Consider the following 18,599-nt stretch of genomic DNA (forward strand, 5'->3'; position numbering starts at 1 on the left):
GAGAGCGAACATGTCCATCACCTATGGCGTCCATTCGGAAATCGGCAAGCTGCGCCGTGTCCTTGTCCACCGGCCCGGTTCGGCCTTGGCGCGGCTGACGCCCTCGAACTGTCGCGAATTGCTGTTCGACGACGTGATCTGGGTCAAGCAGGCGCGCACCGATCACATGGAATTCGTCGATGCCATGCGCTATCGCGGCGCCGAGGTCGTGTTCCTGCGCGAGCTTCTGGCCGAGACGATGCGCATCCCCGAGGCCCGCGACTGGCTGCTGCGGCGGCGCGTCAACGAAAACACCGTCGGCGTGGGCCTGGCCGACGAGCTGCGCGCCCATCTGATGGAAATCGACGCCGACCCGCTGTCGCTGATCCTTCTGGGCGGGATGAGCCGGGCCGAGCTGCCGCTTGAAGGGGGCGGGCTGTTCCCCGCCACCCTGCGGCCCGAGGATTTCGTGCTGCCGCCGCTGCCCAATCACCTGTTCACCCGCGACACGACCTGCTGGATCCATGGCGGCGTGACACTGAACCCGATGCGCTGGAACGCGCGCAAGCTGGAGACGGTGAACATCGCCGCGATCTATCGCTTCCATCCCGATTTCCGCGATGCGGGCTTCCCGGTCTGGTGGGGCGACCCGGATCGCGACCACGGCCTTGCCACGCTGGAGGGCGGCGACGTCATGCCGATCGGCAACGGCACCGTGCTGGTCGGGATGGGCGAACGCACCACGCCGCAGGCGGTTGACCAGCTTGCCCGTGCGCTGTTCGCGCAGGGCGGGGCCGAGCGGGTGATCGCCTGCAAGCTGCCGGTCGAGCGCGCTTCGATGCACCTGGACACGGTGTTCAGCTTCTGCGACCGCGACCTGGTCACGGTCTTTGCCGATGTGGCGACCCGGATCGTGCCCTATTCGATCCGCCCTGGCGACAGGGACTGGACGCTGGATATCCGCGAGGAAAACCGCCCGCTGGTCGAGGTGGCGGCCGAGGCGCTTGGCCTGCCGAAGCTGCGCGTGGTCGAGACCGGCGGCAACGCCTATGTGGCCGAGCGCGAGCAATGGGACGACGGCAACAACGTCATCGCGCTCGAGCCCGGCGTGGTCATCGCTTATGACCGTAACACCTATACCAACACCCAGCTGCGCAAGGCGGGGGTCGAGGTCATCACCATCCCCGGCGCGGAACTGGGCCGCGGGCGCGGCGGCGGCCATTGCATGACCAGCCCGCTGATCCGCGATCCGGCCTAGGAGAGGCAAGCAAATGCCCGTCAATCTTCTGGGACGCAGCGTCCTGAAACTCATGGATTTCAGCCCCGACGAGATTCGCTTCCTGCTGCGGCTGTCGGCCTCGCTGAAGCAGGCCAGATATGGCGGCTATGAGCAGCAGCGGCTGCGCGGGCGCAACATCGCGCTGATCTTCGAAAAGGACTCGACCCGCACCCGCACCGGCTTCGAGGTGGCCGCCTATGACCAGGGCGCGCATGTCACTTATCTGGGCCCGACCGGCACCCAGATCGGCAAGAAGGAATCGATGAAGGATACCGCCCGCGTGCTGGGCCGCATCTATGACGCCATCGAATATCGCGGCTTCGGCCAGCAGCAGGCCGAGCTTCTGGCCGAATGGTCGGGTGTGCCGGTTTATAACGGGCTGACGGACGAATTCCACCCGACCCAGGTCCTTGCCGATTTCCTGACCATGCGCGAATTCACTCGCAAGCACCTGTCGCAGCTAGCCTTCTGCTTTCTTGGCGATGCCGGCAACAACATGGGCAATTCGCTGCTGGAGGGCGCGGCGCTGATCGGCATGGACGTGCGGCTTGGCGCCCCCCGCGACTGCTGGCCCGACGCGGCCCTGGTTGGCCGCTGCCGCGAGATCGCCGCGACCACCGGCGCGACGATCACCCTGACGGAGGATCCGGCCGAGGCCGCGCGCGGCTGCGATTTCGTCTATACCGATGTCTGGGTCTCGATGGGAGAGCCCGAGGAGGTCTGGGCCGGGCGGATCGAGAAGCTGACTCCCTATCGCGTCACCCGCCAAATCATGGAGGCGGCCGGCAATCCCCACGCCAAGTTCATGCATTGCCTGCCCGCCTTCCACAACCGTGAGACCGAGATGGGCGAGAAGATCTTCCGCGACTACGGCATCGACTGCATGGAGGTAACCGAGGAGGTCTTCGAATCCGCCGCCTCGATCGTCTTCGACCAGGCCGAGAACCGGATGCACACGATCAAGGCGATGCTGGTCGCCACCCTGGCGGGCTAGGGCGATGCGTGTCGTGGTGGCCCTTGGCGGCAACGCCCTTCTGCGCCGCGGAGAGCCGATGACGGCCGAGGCGCAGCGCGCCAATGTGCGCAAGGCGGCGCGAGCACTGGCCGATCTGGCGCGCGACCACCAGATCGTGGTCGCGCATGGCAACGGCCCGCAGGTAGGGCTGCTGGCGCTACAGGCGGCGGCCTATGGCGGCGAGACGGTTTGGCCGTTGGACATTCTGGGCGCCGAAAGCGTCGGCATGATCGGCTATCTCGTCGAGCAGGAGCTGGCCAACGCCCTGCCGCGCGGCGCGGCGCTGGCCACGCTGCTGACCCAGATCGAGGTGGCGCCGGACGATCCCGCATTCGCCCGGCCCGAAAAACCCATCGGCCCACTTTATGACGCCGAGGAGGCCGGGAAGATGCGCGCCGCCCATGGCTGGCCGATGGCCGAGGAGAGTGCCGGCAAATGGCGACGCGTCGTGCCCTCGCCCCGTCCCCGACACATCACCCAGATCCGCGCGGTGCGCCTGCTGGTCGACGGGGGCGTCACGGTGATCTGCGCGGGCGGCGGCGGCATTCCGGTGATCCGGCTGGCCGATGGCAGCCTGCAAGGGGTAGAGGCCGTGATCGACAAGGACCACGCCGCCGGGCTGCTGGCCGGGCAGCTGGAGGCCGACGCCTTCCTGATGCTGACCGATGTGGATGCGGTCTATGACGGCTGGGGTACCCCGGACCAGCGCGCCATCCGCAAGGCACGGCCCGACCAGCTGGATCCGGGCGGCTTCGCCCAGGGCTCGATGGCGCCCAAGGTCGAGGCCGCCCGCACCTTCGCCTCATCGCCGGGCAGGGTGGCCGGGATCGGCCGGCTGGAGGATGCCCGTGCGATCCTGGAAAGGCGGGCAGGGACGCTGGTCGCGTTTGGACCCGGATGAACCGGATTCCGGGGACAGCAGCTTTCATCGACAGGGCCATATTTTGTTAGGTAGCTTCGGTTATATATCTGCGCTCTCCGGACAAAGGGTTTTGGCCATGAGCTGAGTCCCGATATTTTCCCTGCTTCATCCGAGGATGGTTCGGACCGGCGTTCGGGGTCTCGATGTCGGCCAAATACGGCATCTAACTTGATCTGCTGTCCACGAAACCGGCAGCAGGCCACACGGCGTCTTCGGTCATGTCGAAGACCTCGGTCAGAAGGACGGTCGGAACGACGAAACCGGTTCCGTCACATTTGAGCTGGTTCATGGCTGACCAGTTAGCGAGCATGGCCGAGCGGGTCGAAGACGTGCACTTCTGCGAAGTCAGTGTACCCGAGGGCCTGTCGGTCCTGCTGCAAAGGATGATTGGCGAGATGGAAGTGCGTATCAAGAAAGAGGATCTGATACTCTTTCCAACAATCCGCCGCGGTGGGATACTCGGAATCAAACAGCCGATCACGGTGATGCGGGCGAATCACGCCGGGCATCTGCGGCAGCTTCTGGCGGTCAGGTTTGAGGGGCGTCGGGCATGGTCCTGCCGGCCTATTGGCCAATCAAGGGGGAAACCCGATCTGTGAGGCATGATGGCAGACCTGTATGACGCAGGCCTTATCTTCGCATTGCTGGTGGTCGAAGTAAGGGATAGCCCGCTGGTCTTTCGTCGCTGGCCGCCCGAATTGCGGATGGTGCGGGGTGACTGGGATATTCCGGTTCCACCGGCCGATACCGGAAGGCTGACACCTGATGTTTCAGTGTCCCCGGTTGTGGGATGGGATAGGGTAGGGTTCAGGCTGGGCTATAGCGGGGGTTATTTCGACCGCACCTTGGTGAAGCTCGCCCCACGACCTTTTCCCATCGGGATTGGTCTGCAAGCGGCGCAGCTTGCCAACATCTTTCCCGAACCCCACTATATCCCGCTGAATGTCGTCCTGACGGAGACCGGCGTCCAGTTTCCAGGCGAGGGACGATGACTACATCTGCCGAACAGATGCGTGCCTGGCGCGGGCCTGCGATCCTGACCTTCGGATTTCGCCCGTTCTTCTTTGGCGCAAGTGTCTGGGCAGCCTTGGCCATGGCGCTGTGGGTACCGATGCTATCGAGAGATCTTACACTGCCCACGGCCTTTGATCCGGTGTCGTGGCACGCGCATGAATTTCTGTTCGGTTATCTGGCGGCCGTTATCGCCGGGTTCCTGCTGACAGCGGTGCCGAACTGGACCGGCTGGTTGCCGACTGTCGGCTGGCCACTGGGTGCTTTGTTCGGGCTGTGGCTGATTGGGCGGGTGGCGGTGGCCCTGTCTGCTCATCTGCCGCCGCTGGCCGTAGCGCTGGCAGATCTGGCGATGCCGCTGGCTCTTGCGGCCGTGATAGGGTGCGAGATTGTGGTGGGCAAGAGTTGGCGCAACCTGATCGTGCTGGCGCTGCTGGATGTGCTGATCTTCGGCAACGGTCTTTTTCATATCGAGGCCGTGCGTGGCCACTATGCCGCTCAGGGTTATTGCCTCAGGGTCGGGCTTGGGGCCGTGATCATGATGATTGCCGTGATCGGCGGGCGAGTCGTGCCGTCCTTCACGCGCAACTGGTTGGTCAAGCGGGGGCCCGGCAGGCTGCCTGTGCCACCGATGCAAAGGTTCGACAAGATAGCGCTTCTGGCCCTGCTTGCGGCGCTCATGGTCTGGGCTGTCCTGCCCGATCACTTGTTAACCGGCATGCTGCTGGCCCTGGCAGGGACGCTGCACACGATCCGGCTGGCCCGTTGGGCGGGGCACCATACCTTGGCAGAGCCTTTGGTCGCGGTCCTGCATCTGGGATATGCTTTCCTGCCGTTGGGGGCCTTGGCTATGGGTGCAGAAATCCTTGTGCCCGGCCTGTTCGGCATGGCTGCAGCGCAGCATCTGTGGACGGGCGGTGCTGCGAGCCTGATAACGCTGGCCATGATGACCCGGGCCACGCTTGGCCATACCGGACAGACCCTGACCGTCGGGCCGGGCACGGTCGGCATCTATACGGCGCTGGTGGTGGCGGTGCTGGCCCGATTTGCCGCCGGTTTTTTACCGGCTCAGGTGTCTGCCCTGCACATGGTTGCGGCTATGGCGTGGATCCTGGCCTTTGTGGGATTTGCCGTGATCTATGGCCGCCTGTTGTTGCGCATGCCGGCTGCAAAGCACATTTGAAAGGTGGTACGACTCGTAAACTGGCTGGAATTCACTGCGGCCTTCGCGGCTTTTTTTGTCAGCCATTCTGCGCCAGTCCGGCCGACCATTCGCACTCACTTGCAGCAATTCCTTGGTCGATACGGTTTCCGCAAGCGGCGCGAGATGGGCAAAGACTGGGACCCTCGGCGCGCTAATGTCAAACCGCCGCATTCCTTCCGTTCCGCTTTCGCGTCTTGCGGCAGGTCTGGCCCTGTATCTGCAGCTGATCGCCGCATATCGGCCGCGGGCTTAGGCCAGCCCGCTATCCTTACAATCAAATCGAGTGATCATCGATGAGGGGGGTCGGTTTTGCGAACCTCTCCAGATCGGCCTGATCGTCAATGTAAATGCGCGGTCCCTCGACAGTGACACCGTATGGCTGAAGGCCCTCGAAGGCCCGGCTGAGATTCTCGGCGGTCATGCCCAGGACCGAGGCGAGACGGCGCTTTTCGAAATCCAGCTCGAAGGAACCTCCTCCGCCAGCACGCTTCTGATGACGCAGAAGATGGTTTGCCAGCCGTTCGAGCGAGGTCCGAAGCTTGAGATCCTTCTGTGCCTTGATGACCGAGCGATAACACTGCGCAAGTTCCGTCACTATCGCCCGGGCGAAATTGCCGTCTACATCGAAGACGGCGCGTACGTCCTGGCTGGGGATCAGGACGATCCGGCTTTTTTCCAGCGTTCTTGCAGACATCAGATAGGGGGCGTTTTTGATCGTTGCCGCCAGAATGAAGGTCGAAATCGGCCGCACGGTCGCGAGGCTGGTGTCGCGACCGTTCCATGTTGAAAACAGATCGACAGAGCCCCGAAGTTCGACAAAATTGGTCTATGTTTGAGGGGTGTCGGTCCGTCTGATCGAGTCATCTCAATGGGTTAGTGATATCTAAGGGTCAAAGTTCTGTAGTCACACGTCGACAGCTGTTTTGGTTTGCCTGGATGGTTCAACTGCAATATTCTGTAGGTATGTTTGTTCGGATCAGCAAAAGCGGTGAACGGCGCTACCTGCAGCTCGTCGAGTCCTATCGGAACGAGGCGGGGCAACCGCGCCATCGGGTTGTTGCCAACCTTGGCCGCATCGACGGGATGCAGGATGGCCATCTCGACCCGTTGATCCGCGGCCTTTGCCGCGTGGCCGGGCGCGACGAACCAGAAGCACCAGAGATCTCTCACGCACCTGCCAAAGCATTTGGAGACGTTTTCGCGCTGCACGAACTATGGAGGGATCTCGGCTTTGACCGCGCCCTCGGCCGCGCTCTTCGATCCGGCAAGCGCAAGCTGGATGTCGAGGCGTTGGTGCGGGCGATGGTCTTCAACCGCCTGTGCGACCCTTCCAGCAAGCTGGGGTGCCTGCGCTGGCTCGACACCGTGGCCATGCCCGAGATGCCGGCCAAGGTCGAGCATCACCATCTCCTGCGCGCCATGGACGCCCTGATGGACAATGTTGATCGCGTAGAGGCTGAGCTGGCCCGTCAGATCCGGCCCTTGGTCGATCGCGATCTGACGGTTGTCTTCTACGACCTGACCACCGTGCGCATCCACGGTGAAGGAGAGGTCGAGGACGACATCCGCGCCTTTGGCATGAACAAGGAGACCGGTGGGATCGCCCGCCAGTTCGTGCTTGGCGTCGTGCAGACCGCCGAGGGGCTGCCGCTCATGCATACCGTGCATCCGGGCAACGTGGCCGAGACCAAGACGCTGCAAGCCATGCTGACCACCGTCCTGCAGCGCTTCCCGATCGAGCGCGTGATCCTGGTGGCCGACCGCGGGCTGCTTAGCCTCGACAATATTGGCGCCCTGACATCTCTGGCCGAACAGGGCGGGCGAACGTTGGAGTTCATCCTCGCCGTCCCCGCGCGCCGCTACAGCGACCTGGTCGAGACCTTCCGAGACATGGCCTTTGACGAGAACGGGCTGACCGAGGATCGTTTTGCTGGTCACCGCCTGATCGTTGCCCATGATCCCTTCCGCGCCGCCGAGCAGGCCGGCCGCCGCCGGGCACGCATCGCCGAGCTGGAGGCCATGGCCGAGAAGATGGTCGGCAAGCTTGATGCCCAGGATGCGGGAAAGACCGCAAAGGGGCGCCGTGCTTCCGACCGCGGGGCCTACAGCCGCTTCACCCGAGCCGTCGCAGAGGCAGAACTCACGCGCTTCCTCAAGGCCGATCTCGACGCAGATCGCTTCAGCTGGCACGTCGATGAAGACGCCATTGCTGAGGCGGAACTCTTCGACGGCAAGCTCGCGCTGATCACCAACGCCCCGGACCTGCCCCCTGCCGAGGCCGTCGCCCGCTACAAGGGCCTTGCCGACATCGAGCGGGGCTTCCGCGTGCTCAAATCTGACATCGAGATCGCGCCAGTCCACCATCGGCTGCCCGAGCGCATCCGCGCGCACGCGCTGATCTGCTTCCTGGCCCTCGTTCTCTACCGCGTCATGCGCATGCGCCTGAAAGCCAGGGGGCACAGCGCAAGCCCCAGAACCGCGCTCGACATGCTCGCGCGCATACAGCGCCACAGCACGAAAATCGGCGAACGCTCAATTGATGGCCTCTCAACGACAACCCCGGAACAATTGGAGCTGTTCAACACCCTGAACCTGCCAAAACCTGCCTAAGAGCCGTCCCGTAGTCACACAAAGGCGAAATCCGCCTCAGAGAAATCAATCGCTTAGCGGTTTTGCTGTCGAACTTCGGCGAGCCGGCTGCCGAACGCCTTTGCCATGGGCAGCCCCGAGGACAGCACGATCTGCGTCACCGACGGGCTGCTCGAGATCCTGGACGGTCGCGAACTTGCCGGCGTCCTCGCGCACGAGATCGGCCACATCGCCCATCGCGACCTCTGGATTATGGGACTCGCAGACGTGATGTCGCGGCTGGTGTCGCTGGCAAGCTGGATGGGACAGTTGCTTGTGCTGGTGAACCTGCCGCTCGTGATGGCGGGCATGGTCCATGTGCCCTGGTCGGTCGTGGTGCTCCTGATCTTCGCGCCCACGCTGATGGCGCTGATCCAGCTCGGGCTGTCGCGCACCCGCGAATACGATGCAGACCGGGTGGCGGCGGACCTGACCGGCGACCCCGAGGGGTTGATCGGCGCGCTCGGCAAGCTCGAGCGCCGCGTCGGCCGGTTCTGGGAGGACATCTTCCTGCCCGGCAGACGCATCCCCGAACCCTCGCTGCTGCGGACGCATCCGCCGGTAGAAAGCCGGATCGCGAGGCTCCGCGCGCTGGCCCCCAGCCGAACGCTTTCCGTCCCGCCGATGGCCGGGCACGCGATGCCCGCACTGACGTCGCCACAGGCTCAACCGCGGTTCAGGTCCTTCGGATTTTATTGGTAAGGCAGCCGGACGGCTGACGGAAACGCACGTAAGTCATTGCTTTGTAAAGTAAATCAGTGGAAAAGGTTGTCTTTCAGACCCATCCCCTCCGCCATATTCCGTTGATTTAATTGATAAATATGCATTTTGGAGCGCGCCCGCCATTGTGCCCGCCACGCGCGAAACGCTTGATATGGTGCGTGGCTGGTAAGCGTCCGGCCTGACCGCCCTGCCGCGTGGTGAAAGAGGCGGATAGTGTCCACCATTGATAGTGGACACTATGGTGATGGCGTGGCGCGTCGGACGAAGCGACTTTGGACGGATGAGGAGAAGCGTTCGATCTGTTTCCAGACGGCGGCGCCGGGCGTTTCCGTGGCTCAGGTGGCGCGGCGCTACGCGGTGAACGCGAACCTGATCTTCAAGTGGCTGCGCGATCCCCGTTATGCGCCGGACCCCACCTCGGTTGCGCGCCCAGCAGAGGAGGCGCGGTGATCATCGACGAACTGGGCTTTGTGCCGCTGTCCAAGACCGGCGCCGAATTGTTGTTCGAGCTGATCTCGCAACGTTACGAGCGCGGCGCGACCTTGATTACCAGCAATCTGCCCTTCGATGAATGGACCGAGACCTTCGGCTCCGAGCGCCTCACCGGCGCACTGCTCGACAGGCTGACCCATCACGTCAGCATCCTCGAGATGAACGGCGAGAGTTATCGTCTCGCCAACAGCACTGCCCGAAAGCAGCAACAAAAGTCCTGAAATCAGATGGTGCTGTTTTGGCCCAAGGGGCCAATGCGCCATGGCACGCGCCAGCTATCTGGTAAGCGCGCGCGCCATGGCGCCGGTCACCGCCGCGTGGCCGGATTTTACTCCGCCGCGTGGCCGGATATTGCACCGCCGTTGACACCTCCTACAAATGGACGCAGAAAGACACCCGGCCAGAAATCTGACCGGGTGCCATATCTCGCCTAGAGGGCTTTGCGGCAAGGCAGCGGGCAAACCTGTAATGAGCGTGCAGATCGGAATCGACCATGTACGTGTCCGAGATCAGCGCTGGGATTAATTGCCGGCGACTTCGGGTCGTAACGCTCTGCGCTGACTAGGCTGCGGAAAGGTCCGCTGCTAAGCTCTCGAATCTGGGCATTGGCGCAGTCGGCTCCAAGGTATCCGTTGCGGCAAGGCGCGCCTGGCAAGCCTCGACACGGCGCAGCGCTGCTTACCGCCTTAAGGCTGCCAAGATTGCTGCCCTGATCTCACCCGGATCGCCACGTTCCATCGTCGCCATGACGAACACCGCCTTGCCGTCCGATGCCTTCGCCCAGGCCTGGCCGATTGCTTCCTTCTCACGGCTATCGCGGCTTTCCTCGGGTGAGCGGTCCTTGCCCTTGTATTCGACCACCAGCAGGCGCCCGTCCTCCATCACGGCAACGAAATCGGCATAGAACTTGTCGGTCGAGGTGGGAAGCGAGAAGGAATTGCGGTGCCGCATCACGTTGCGGGTCCAGTATCTCAGTCCCGGCAGGCTGTCGATGACGAGGGCGCATTGCTCTTCCTCGCCGCCGTCCTTGCCGTCGAAGGCAGGCACCTCGTCCGGTCCCATGAAGTGCTTGGTGAACTTGAACTTCGTGCCGCGATACTTCGGGACATCCGCATACATGTCGTCGAAGAAGCGGAAGCCGTCGTTGAACGATACCTCCACCCGCGCCGCGGGGCCGAACAGGTTCAGTTGATAGACCTTGTCCCGCTCCGTCTGCCGGAAGCCCTGGATCTTGGCCGCCAGCTTCCGCGCCAAGATGAACTTGCACCGCATGAGCTGCGCCAGCGGCAGGCCTCGGTCGCGGGTCAGATAGGTGATGACATCGCCCAGCCAGGCCAGCAGTTCGGCCTGTGAAATCCACGGATCACGCACTTTCCGGTCCAGCCATTGCACCAGACTGCTCGGCGTCCAGCCGTCCACTTCCACGTCCAGCGTCAACTGTTCGGATGTGTCACCGGCCGAAATCAGCAGCCGGTTGCCGTCAAGGTCAATCTCGAAGGTGTTCGTCGTCTCGATGATGTCGAACTCGTCCTTCTCAAGCCGGGCCGGGTGATCGGCCAGGGACCAGTCATGGTATTCCATGAAGATGTCGGTGTCGCCAAAGACCAGATCACCCTGCACATGCGCCATCAGCCGGGGGATGACGAAGGTCTCTCCGCGATGGGCCGGGGCGACCTCATGGTTGTGTTTGGCTTCGAACTCGGCGATGCGTTCGCGGAAAACACCGTGGAACCGCTCAGGGGCACTGGCGAACAGCGCTTCCTTCTCGCGCGGCTTCAGGAAGCCGGTCAGACGTAGGGTGGCCTTACCGGATTCGTCCGGGGTGATGGTGATCTTGCCGGGGGCGACGCGCTCGATTCCCTTGGCTTCTTCCGGCGTCGCCTCGATCTTGACCTCCAGCACGGGGCGCGGGCGGGATTGATGGCCGAACAGCCCGTCATCCAGCCCCGGCTGTTCCGCCTCGATATTCGCTTCGGCCTCGCTTTCCTCAAACCCCATTTCGACCAGCTTGTCGCGCAGGGTATTCGCTGCCTCGGCAAAGCGTTTCGACACCAGTCGCGCATAGGACTTGTTCAACTTCGGCTCCTTGCGCCGCGTGGCATAGGGCATCCGCAGCACCCGGCCCAGCAACTGCTCGGCATCAGTCGAGCTGCGGATATTCGCCACCGAACAGAAGACATAGGCGAAAGAGCAATCCCAGCCTTCTTTCAGCGCCTCGATGGTGATGACATATTCGATGGGGCAGGACGGATCGAAAAGGTTGATCCCGTCCAGTTCCCGCTGCGCGCCCGTCGCCACGGCGATCTTGCGCGCGTCGATCCCCTCATGTTCGATCAGATGTTGCTTTAGTACCTCGACCGTGACCTCCTCGTTCTTCCTCTGCGCCTGGAACAGCACGATGGGGCGGATGTATCCGTCGCGGTCCCTGTCGGCATATTCCTGCAAATCGGCGCGCTTCAGGATGGCCGAGTTGACCGCCCCCTGCCAGGTCTCTGCCTCGTCCAGCACGACCGGCATCTTGATCATTTCCTCGTCCTTCAGCTCCTGCGCGGAAACCGAATAGAGGATGTTGTTGAACCCCTTGGGCGTGGCGGTAAACTCGATCAGCGCGGTGGGGTTGATCCGCTCATAAACCTCTTTCGACAGGTCCGATCCGGCCTTGTGCGCCTCGTCCATGATGACCAGCGGGCGGTGCAGGTGCATCAGATTGGCAAAGCTAAAGCGGATATCGCCCTTCATCGGGCCATCGTCATTGCGCTCCAGCCCTGGCGCATTGGGTGAGACGCTGGTGAAGTGCGGCTCAAGCATCTCGTGATGGGCATAAACTTTGCGGCCGTCGGTATTCGTTACCCGCAGGGTCTGGATCGTGCCCACCACGACACAGAGGTTCGCGCGCAGGTCATGCGGCGTAATCTGCGTGAAATCGCCGATGTCGAAGACCCGCACCCGGCCCTCGAACGCCTCGTCCAGCACCTGCCGATAGGGGTGGCGGGGGTTTTTCAGCGCCTCGGCGGTCTGGACCCGGATCGTGTTCGTCGGCACCAGCCACAGGACCAGCGGAAAATCCTTCTCGACCCAGGCATCCTTGGCAACGGGGATCGCATGCGCTGCCAGAATTGTTTTTCCGCCGCCGGTGGGCAGGCGCAGGCAGACATAGGGCACGTCCGGCAGCGCCTTGATCGGCCTGTAGCCCGCCGCATAGCCGCGCAACCGGGCGGCAAGCGCCGGTTCGGCAGTGATCGCCTCGTAGGCCGCCTTCGGCCCGGTGATCCGCGCCTCCTCAAGGAACCTGCGCAGGGTGGCGAGGGACGCCTTCTGATAATCCTTCAGCTTCATTTGCGCGCCTTCACGTCATAGGGAGTCTGGCGGAAGGTGATGCCCTCGGCCTTCAGAGTAGCTTCCGACAGGGCAGTGCGTTCGCCGTACACGGTCATCGGGCCTTCGAACCCGCCCGAGGTTGCCCGGATGGTCGCCAGCGTCTTGCGGGTCAGGACGTTGCCGCCCGAGATCGACTTGTCGCCAAGGATGCCGTTGTAAAGCAGCGCCAACCCGCGCCCGCTATGCTGCCCAAGGAAGGGCGAGGGTTCCTGCGGCGCGCACCACGGGCTGCCGGTTTCGGCGAACCAGATATGTGCGGCCAGCACCGGGAAACGGATTTCCGGCTGGATTTGGCCATCCTCGGCAAAGACCGGTGGGCCGAGGCGGTAAAAGCGGAAACCCCCGCCGCCCTGCCAGTTCTGCGCCTTGGAGATGCCGCCCTGTTCGCCCTCGACCACCTTCTTCATCCGGGGGACGCAATGGCTGACGGCATGGTCGCCCATCTCGATGCCGATATATTTTCGCCCCATCTTCTGCGCCACGGCGGCCGTGGTGCCGGAGCCGAGGAAGCTGTCCAGAACGAGATCGCCGGGGTTGCTTCCTATCTGGATAACTCGCTCAATCAATCGTTCGGGTTTAGGAGTCGAGAAGACATTTTCCTCCACCGCGGTTCGAACTTCCCGCTTTGCCTCTTGGTTGTCTCCAACGGCGTCCCTTAACCAAACAGTAACAGGGACGATGCCCGAGTTCACCTCACTCAGGAATCGCTTGCGACGAGGGCCTGCGGTTCCGTTCACGCCGAACCAGATGCGATTATCGGCCAATAACTCAGCATAGCGTTCCTTGCTAACGCTCCAGCATCGTCCCTTGGGTGGATTCATTACTTTCCCGGTGGGTGTCGTAATTGAATAGTCTGTAGCCTCAGAATATGTCCTGACGGATAAATTGTCAGACATCCACGGTCCGCGCGGATCATTATCCGGGTTTTTGTAGCCAGACATCGTGGCGACCGAACGAGGCAAGCGACCAGGCGACCAGCGAAGTTTGCTCTTTGCAAAGACGTGTATGTGATCGTGACTATCAGAAAGCCATCGTGCGTCATTCTGCGGAGCGTATTTTTTCTGCCAAACAACATTGGCGACGAAATTTTCTCGCCCAAACACCTCATCCATGATGACCTTGAGATAATGTCCTTCCCGGTCATCAATGCTGACCCAGATCGAGCCATCCTCGGCCAGCAACTCGCGCAGCAATTCCAGCCGGGGCCACATCATCGCCAGCCATTGCGAATGTTCCAGATTGTCGTCGTAATGCTCGAAGGCTGATCCGGTGTTATAGGGCGGGTCAATATAGATGCACTTCACTTGTCCCGCGTAATAGGGCAGCAGCGCTTTCAGCGCCTCCAGATTGTCACCCTGAATGAGCATGTTGCCTGTATCACGGTCGCCATATCCCAGCTCCGGCACCTCTTCCAGCAGGCGATAGGGCACCCTGTCGGCGGCGCGCACATCATCATCCCGGGTTAACCATCGCAGTGTCGGCATCTGCTCGTCTCTTTCTCATTGGGCGCGGCGGCGCCATGCATCAGTCGATCCGTGCCCGCGCTCTGCGAAGGCGGTGCATTTCCCAGAGGGAGTACAGGCAGAGTGTGCCCCAAATCAGGATGATCCAAAGCGCTCGGCTCGCTTGCACCTGCCCGTGGGAAAAAGGGACGACCACAAGCGCACAGTATATGAGCAGCGCGCCAGCCGTTGCCAGAAGACCAAGGAGGATCGGGCCGCGAAGGGCTGTAGGAAGCCATTCGTCAGGCTGAACGCGGTCCAGCAAGGCGTCGATCTCCTGCGCTTCGATCTGCGCGCGCGGGGGCAGCCGGTGTGCGGAAAATGAATGAATTGTCATGCCGCCATATCCAGAAGATTGTCGAGCCCGAGCGCCTCAAGGCTTGGCTTTTCACCTGTCTGGCGTAGGGCCGAGATGCGTTCTGAATAGAGCCGGCAGACGATCATCCAGCGTTTCTTGGCGCTGAGCCGCAGGTCTCGCTCAACGACGCGGCGCTCGACGGCCTCGAAGATCAACCCCAATTCTTGCATGATCTCTCCCTCACGGTTCTGGATACCCGCTTCACCATCCAGAACCCATAACGGGTCCGCGCGATAAAGCTCCAGCAGCTTTGCCAAAACGGCGGCAGGCAAGTCGCGCTCCTCGCGGGCATAGTTGTGCAACGTCGTTCGGCTGATCCCAAGCGATGCCGCAAAGTCTGCCTGCGATGTACCGCTGGATTGCCTGATTTGCTCAAGCCGCGCGCCGATGCCCGACTCGCGCGTCATCCTACACGCAACGCAAGTTGACGCGAATTTTGAACTGATGTAAACATATGTGAACGCTCTGCTTGATTCGAACTTTCTTCGAGCGGAACCGTAGCATTTCGCGAACAGGAGTCACAGTGAGATGGTGATGAGCAGGAATCGCCTGGAAAAGCCAAAGGAACTGGCCGAGCGGCTGGGCTGGCCGATTGCGCGTGTCAGGAAGCTGATCCGCCAAAAAGCCTTGCGTCACATGAAGATAGGCGGGCTCTACTTCGTGCCTGCTGGGGCTGTCGAGGAATACCTTGCTGCCCAGACCGTCGAGCCTGCGGCACAGCTGGATCACGGCGATGACTAGCCACTCGACGCATCCCACGGATGCCCGGATATCAAGAGCCGCTTCAGTCAAGTTGAGCACGCCCATGGCCAAGAAGATGATCAGGATCGTGCAGGAAATGGGCTTGCCAGTCACCGCCTGTGAAGTTCTGGCAAACGGCACTTTCAGGCTTGAGACCACCCTGGAAAAACAACGTGACGCGGATGCAGCATTGGATGCATGGATAAGGTCTCAGCGTGGTTAAGGCCAAGATCAAAGGCATCAATACGGTGCGCAAGCGCCTCGCTGATGGTTCTATTGCGATCTACTATTATCACCGGGCCAGTGGCATGCGCCTTCCAGGCTTGCCTGGTGACCCGAAATTCCTTGCTGCGTTTGCGGAGGCTGAAAGATTACGACCCCATGACGTGGAAAATGTGAACGCCATCATTCGCGAGTACCTCCAAAGTTATGCGTTCGAGCGTAAGGCCGCGAGCACGAAGAGAGAGTATAAAAGGATGTTGCTGGCGCTGGGAGAGAAATTCGGAACGCTACCCCTTCGGGCGCTCGCGAGCCCGCGAGTATCCGGCGTGTTCTTGGACTATCAGGAAGAAATAGCCCGCACGCGACCACGCGAGGCGGACAATCGACTTTCTGTTTTGTCCACCGTCTTCAGCCGGGCTAAGCGTAAGGGAAAGATCAGAAGCAATCCATTACACGATTTCGAGCGCCTTTATTCCGGCGACAGATCAGAGAAGATCTGGACAGCTGACGACATCACCACCTTTATGGCCGATGCTCCTGTGGAGTTGCAGGTCGCATTGATTCTAGCGTTGCATACCGGGCAACGCTACGGTGACCTCATCCGGCTGGAATGGTCGCAGTATTCTGGCACGACCATCCTATTGCGCCAGCGGAAAACCAAGGCCTTGGTCCCGATCCATGTCTCGCAGAACTTGCGGCGGACGCTGGATGGAATGCCACGGCTAGGCAGGAACATCCTGACCCGCGCGGATGGGCGCCCGTGGTTTACTGATGCCAACGATAAGGCCTTGAGCAAGGCATGGTCCGCCCACATGATCGTCTGCGGGCTGCGTCCCCAGAACTATGCAGCGTTGACGCAGCAGGAAAAGTCTCAGTTCCTGCGTTTCAATGACCTGCGAGGCACAGCGGTCACCTTGCTGGCCGAGGCCGGCTGCGAGGTGCCCCAGATCGCGTCGATCACCGGGCACACGCTGCAATCGGCGACTCGCATTCTTGAGAAATACTTGGCGATGACGCCCGCGCTTTCGAGGGCCGCGATTCAGGCATTCGAGAGCAGCCCGGCCACCGCCTTTGCAAACCAGTTGCAAACCGGCCCCCAGAAGAAGGAGCAGAGCGATGAAGAAACACAATGATGTCTGGATGTTATATGGCGGACCCGGAGCGATTCGAACGCCCGACCCCCAGATTCGTAGTCTGGTGCTCTATCCAGCTGAGCTACGGGTCCGCTGTGAGCCGGTGATTTAGAGTGAGCGTCGGGGGGGCGCAAGGCCAAAACGACCCGTGTCGAAAACTTTTTTGGAAAACGCGCGGGTGCGGCCTAGCCCACCGTCGCCTCGGCCTGCGAGGCCAGGCCCGCCAGCTCGCGCGGCAGGTGCAGGATGAACTGCGTGCCCTCTTCGTCGCTGCGCAAAAGCTCCAGCCGGCCGCCGTGGTTGCGCACCAGGTCGGCGGCGATGGCAAGGCCAAGCCCGGTGCCGCCCTTGCGCGACCCGCCCGAGAACGGCTGGAACAGGAAATCGCGCGCCTTCTTCGGCAGGCCGGGGCCGGTGTCGCCGATGCGGATCCACCATTCCTGCTCGTCCTCGCCGGCGCCGATCTCGATGGTGCCGGGCCGGCGCGTGGCCTCGATCGCCTGGCGCGCATTGCGCACCAGGTTCGACAGTACCCGGAACAGCTGGTCGCGGTCGGCGCGAATCGTCAGGCTCGATGGCACGTCGGTCAGGAATTCGATCGGCTCGGCGCCCTCGGGATGGTCCGAGGCCAGCGCCTCGCCCTCGGTCACTTCGCCCACCAGCGCCGAAAGGTTGAAGCGCGACAGCGAGGGCGCCGGCTCCTCGGCCTTGCCGAAGGCCAGCGTCGTCTCGCACAGGTTCACCGCCCGGCTGATCGAGTTCACCAGCTTGGGCGCGGCGCGGCGCACGGCCGGGTCGGCGCTGGTTTCCAACCGATCGGCGAATATCTGCGCCGTGGTCAGGATGTTGCGCAGGTCGTGGCTGATGCGCGCCACCGCCTGGCCCAGCTGCGCCAGCCGGTCCTTCTGCTTCAGCGCCGAGGTGACGGTGCGCTGCATGGCGGCAAGCGCGGTCTCGGCCTCGTTCAACTCGGTCAGGCGCGCGTCGGGGGTGATGATCGAGCGCGCGTCCTCGGGGGCGCTGGCATAGGCGGTCATGTGGCTGATGACGCGCCGGATCGGCACCAGCAGCAGCCGCTGCGCCGCCAGGTTCAGAAGCAGCGCGGTCAGGACCGAGAAGGCGGCCGAGATCAGCAGGAGCCGCAGCCCGTAGTCGATCATCTCGTTGCGCAGCCGCTGGGTGTCGGTGGTGATCTCGATCAGCTGCCCGGCCTGGTTCACCGGCGCGCCGATGACCCGGATCACCCGGTTCTGCGGATCGGCCAGCTGCGCCAGCCCGTCGCGGATCGAGGTCCAGAACGGCTGTTCGCGCAGGTCGTAGGTCGCCGCGATCGGCCCCGGAATCGGCGAGGACAGCACCAGCTGGCGCACGTCGTTGCGCCGCAGCACGACGTTGAAGACGCCGGCGTTCTCCAGCAGTTCCGATTCGAGGTCCGCGGCCAGCGATTCGTCGGTCGCCAGCAGCGCAAGGCTGGCGATCTGCGCGCGCTCCAGCCGCGATTCCAGGAAATCCAGCCGATAGTTCGCGATCGAGGGCAACAGGATCAGCAATTCGGCCAGAAGCACGAAAATGCCGGTGATCACCGCGAATCGGCCCGATAAGCTATTCAGGGACATGGTCGGTTCTGCTATTCCCCTCGTCGCGGCGCCGTTGCATCACATAGTGGCTGACATTGTGCAGTTCAAACCTGCGTGACATGGTCCCGGTTCCCCCGAACCTGCCGCAGCCGCGAAATCCTTTCAATGTGGTTGACTTGGGCTGCGGGGGCGACTATCCAGCGGGCCTCGAATGACCGGCGCGTCCTGCGTGGGCCGATGGCCCATACCCTGACCCGCCCCGACCCGGAGTTGAAAGATGTCGAAACGCACCTACCAGCCGTCGAACCTGGTTCGCGCCCGCCGCCACGGCTTTCGCGCGCGCATGGCGACCAAGGGCGGCCGCCGCGTGATCAACGCCCGCCGCGCCAAGGGCCGCAAGACCCTCAGCGCGTAAGCCCGCGCGCCGCAGGGCGT

General features: G+C 62.5%; 18 protein-coding genes, 1 tRNA gene and 1 pseudogene. 14 read left to right on the forward strand and 6 right to left on the reverse strand.

Annotation, left to right across the window (positions count from 1 at the left end):
- Positions 1–10 precede the first annotated feature (10 nt).
- From arcA to E3U26_RS11825, 6 genes are all read left to right on the forward strand, one after another.
- On the forward strand, positions 11–1,237 hold the full coding sequence (gene arcA, locus E3U26_RS11800) for an arginine deiminase (RefSeq protein ID WP_149766884.1): 1,227 nt from the start codon (positions 11–13) through the stop codon (positions 1,235–1,237).
- A 13-nt stretch (positions 1,238–1,250) separates the two neighbouring features.
- Positions 1,251–2,252, forward strand: a complete 1,002-nt coding sequence (gene argF, locus E3U26_RS11805) for an ornithine carbamoyltransferase (RefSeq protein ID WP_149766885.1) — start codon at positions 1,251–1,253, stop codon at positions 2,250–2,252.
- A 4-nt stretch (positions 2,253–2,256) separates the two neighbouring features.
- The gene (gene arcC, locus E3U26_RS11810; protein WP_149766886.1) at positions 2,257–3,174 is read left to right on the forward strand and encodes a carbamate kinase; all 918 of its coding nucleotides are present in this window, start codon (positions 2,257–2,259) and stop codon (positions 3,172–3,174) included.
- Between the two features lie 308 nt (positions 3,175–3,482).
- Positions 3,483–3,794 (forward strand): hemerythrin domain-containing protein, encoded by a 312-nt coding sequence (locus tag E3U26_RS11815; RefSeq protein WP_499104912.1) that lies wholly within the window; start codon positions 3,483–3,485, stop codon positions 3,792–3,794.
- A gap of 3 nt (positions 3,795–3,797) precedes the next feature.
- The gene (locus E3U26_RS11820) at positions 3,798–4,187 is read left to right on the forward strand and encodes a 5-formyltetrahydrofolate cyclo-ligase (RefSeq protein ID WP_149766888.1); all 390 of its coding nucleotides are present in this window, start codon (positions 3,798–3,800) and stop codon (positions 4,185–4,187) included.
- Positions 4,184–5,389 carry an NnrS family protein gene (locus tag E3U26_RS11825; protein ID WP_149766889.1) on the forward strand — a complete coding sequence of 402 codons (1,206 nt, stop codon included), beginning with the start codon at positions 4,184–4,186 and terminating at the stop codon, positions 5,387–5,389. Before E3U26_RS11820 ends, E3U26_RS11825 begins: the two co-directional genes overlap by 4 nt.
- A 295-nt stretch (positions 5,390–5,684) precedes the next feature.
- Here the strand turns inward: E3U26_RS11825 and E3U26_RS11830 are convergent, their stop codons facing one another.
- Entirely contained in the window at positions 5,685–6,203 is a 519-nt protein-coding gene (locus E3U26_RS11830) for a helix-turn-helix domain-containing protein (protein ID WP_149766890.1), read from the reverse strand.
- 170 nt (positions 6,204–6,373) lie between these two features.
- On the opposite strand from E3U26_RS11830, the gene E3U26_RS11835 reads away from it, so the two are divergent.
- The 4 genes and pseudogenes from E3U26_RS11835 to E3U26_RS11850 all read left to right on the forward strand — a co-directional run.
- On the forward strand, positions 6,374–8,020 hold the full coding sequence (locus tag E3U26_RS11835; RefSeq protein ID WP_416346029.1) for an IS1634-like element ISPfe2 family transposase: 1,647 nt from the start codon (positions 6,374–6,376) through the stop codon (positions 8,018–8,020).
- 105 nt (positions 8,021–8,125) lie between these two features.
- Positions 8,126–8,740 (forward strand): zinc metalloprotease HtpX, encoded by a 615-nt coding sequence (locus E3U26_RS11840; protein WP_394349630.1) that lies wholly within the window; start codon positions 8,126–8,128, stop codon positions 8,738–8,740.
- A 270-nt stretch (positions 8,741–9,010) separates the two neighbouring features.
- Positions 9,011–9,211, forward strand: coding sequence for a transposase (locus tag E3U26_RS11845; RefSeq protein ID WP_243786114.1), 201 nt, complete (start codon positions 9,011–9,013; stop codon positions 9,209–9,211).
- Positions 9,208–9,474: pseudogene (locus tag E3U26_RS11850) on the forward strand (ATP-binding protein); the annotation flags it as partial. The gene E3U26_RS11845 and the pseudogene E3U26_RS11850, both read left to right, overlap by 4 nt.
- Before the next feature lie 457 nt (positions 9,475–9,931).
- On the opposite strand, the gene E3U26_RS11855 reads toward E3U26_RS11850, so the two are convergent.
- The 3 genes from E3U26_RS11855 to E3U26_RS11865 form a co-directional block, all read right to left on the reverse strand.
- A complete protein-coding gene (locus tag E3U26_RS11855; RefSeq protein ID WP_499104914.1) occupies positions 9,932–12,589 on the reverse strand; it encodes a DEAD/DEAH box helicase in 2,658 nt (885 codons plus the stop codon).
- Entirely contained in the window at positions 12,586–14,115 is a 1,530-nt protein-coding gene (locus tag E3U26_RS11860) for a site-specific DNA-methyltransferase (protein WP_323032574.1), read from the reverse strand. Before E3U26_RS11860 ends, E3U26_RS11855 begins: the two co-directional genes overlap by 4 nt.
- A gap of 351 nt (positions 14,116–14,466) precedes the next feature.
- On the reverse strand, positions 14,467–14,898 hold the full coding sequence (locus E3U26_RS11865; protein WP_036698444.1) for a helix-turn-helix domain-containing protein: 432 nt from the start codon (positions 14,896–14,898) through the stop codon (positions 14,467–14,469).
- A gap of 127 nt (positions 14,899–15,025) precedes the next feature.
- Here E3U26_RS11865 and E3U26_RS11870 point away from each other — a divergent pair, with 127 nt between their 5' ends.
- From E3U26_RS11870 to E3U26_RS11880, 3 genes are all read left to right on the forward strand, one after another.
- Positions 15,026–15,232, forward strand: a complete 207-nt coding sequence (locus E3U26_RS11870; RefSeq protein WP_198021835.1) for a helix-turn-helix domain-containing protein — start codon at positions 15,026–15,028, stop codon at positions 15,230–15,232.
- 64 nt (positions 15,233–15,296) lie between these two features.
- On the forward strand, positions 15,297–15,455 hold the full coding sequence (locus E3U26_RS11875; protein WP_156933669.1) for a hypothetical protein: 159 nt from the start codon (positions 15,297–15,299) through the stop codon (positions 15,453–15,455).
- The gene (locus E3U26_RS11880; RefSeq protein WP_156933668.1) at positions 15,448–16,587 is read left to right on the forward strand and encodes a tyrosine-type recombinase/integrase; all 1,140 of its coding nucleotides are present in this window, start codon (positions 15,448–15,450) and stop codon (positions 16,585–16,587) included. The genes E3U26_RS11875 and E3U26_RS11880 overlap by 8 nt, the downstream gene beginning before the upstream one ends.
- Before the next feature lie 15 nt (positions 16,588–16,602).
- On the opposite strand, the gene E3U26_RS11885 is transcribed toward E3U26_RS11880, so the two are convergent.
- Together E3U26_RS11885 and E3U26_RS11890 are read right to left on the reverse strand one after the other, a co-directional pair.
- Positions 16,603–16,679, reverse strand: a tRNA-Arg gene (locus E3U26_RS11885).
- Positions 16,680–16,772: 93 nt separating this feature from the next.
- Positions 16,773–18,203 carry an ATP-binding protein gene (locus tag E3U26_RS11890; protein ID WP_499104917.1) on the reverse strand — a complete coding sequence of 477 codons (1,431 nt, stop codon included), beginning with the start codon at positions 18,201–18,203 and terminating at the stop codon, positions 16,773–16,775.
- Positions 18,204–18,441: 238 nt separating this feature from the next.
- Between E3U26_RS11890 and rpmH the strand changes: the two genes are divergently transcribed.
- Positions 18,442–18,579, forward strand: coding sequence for a 50S ribosomal protein L34 (gene rpmH / locus E3U26_RS11895; protein ID WP_011747211.1), 138 nt, complete (start codon positions 18,442–18,444; stop codon positions 18,577–18,579).
- Positions 18,580–18,599 lie beyond the last annotated feature (20 nt).

The sequence above is a fragment of the Paracoccus ferrooxidans genome, from assembly GCF_029909815.1.
Taxonomy (GTDB): Bacteria; Pseudomonadota; Alphaproteobacteria; order Rhodobacterales; family Rhodobacteraceae; genus Paracoccus; species Paracoccus versutus.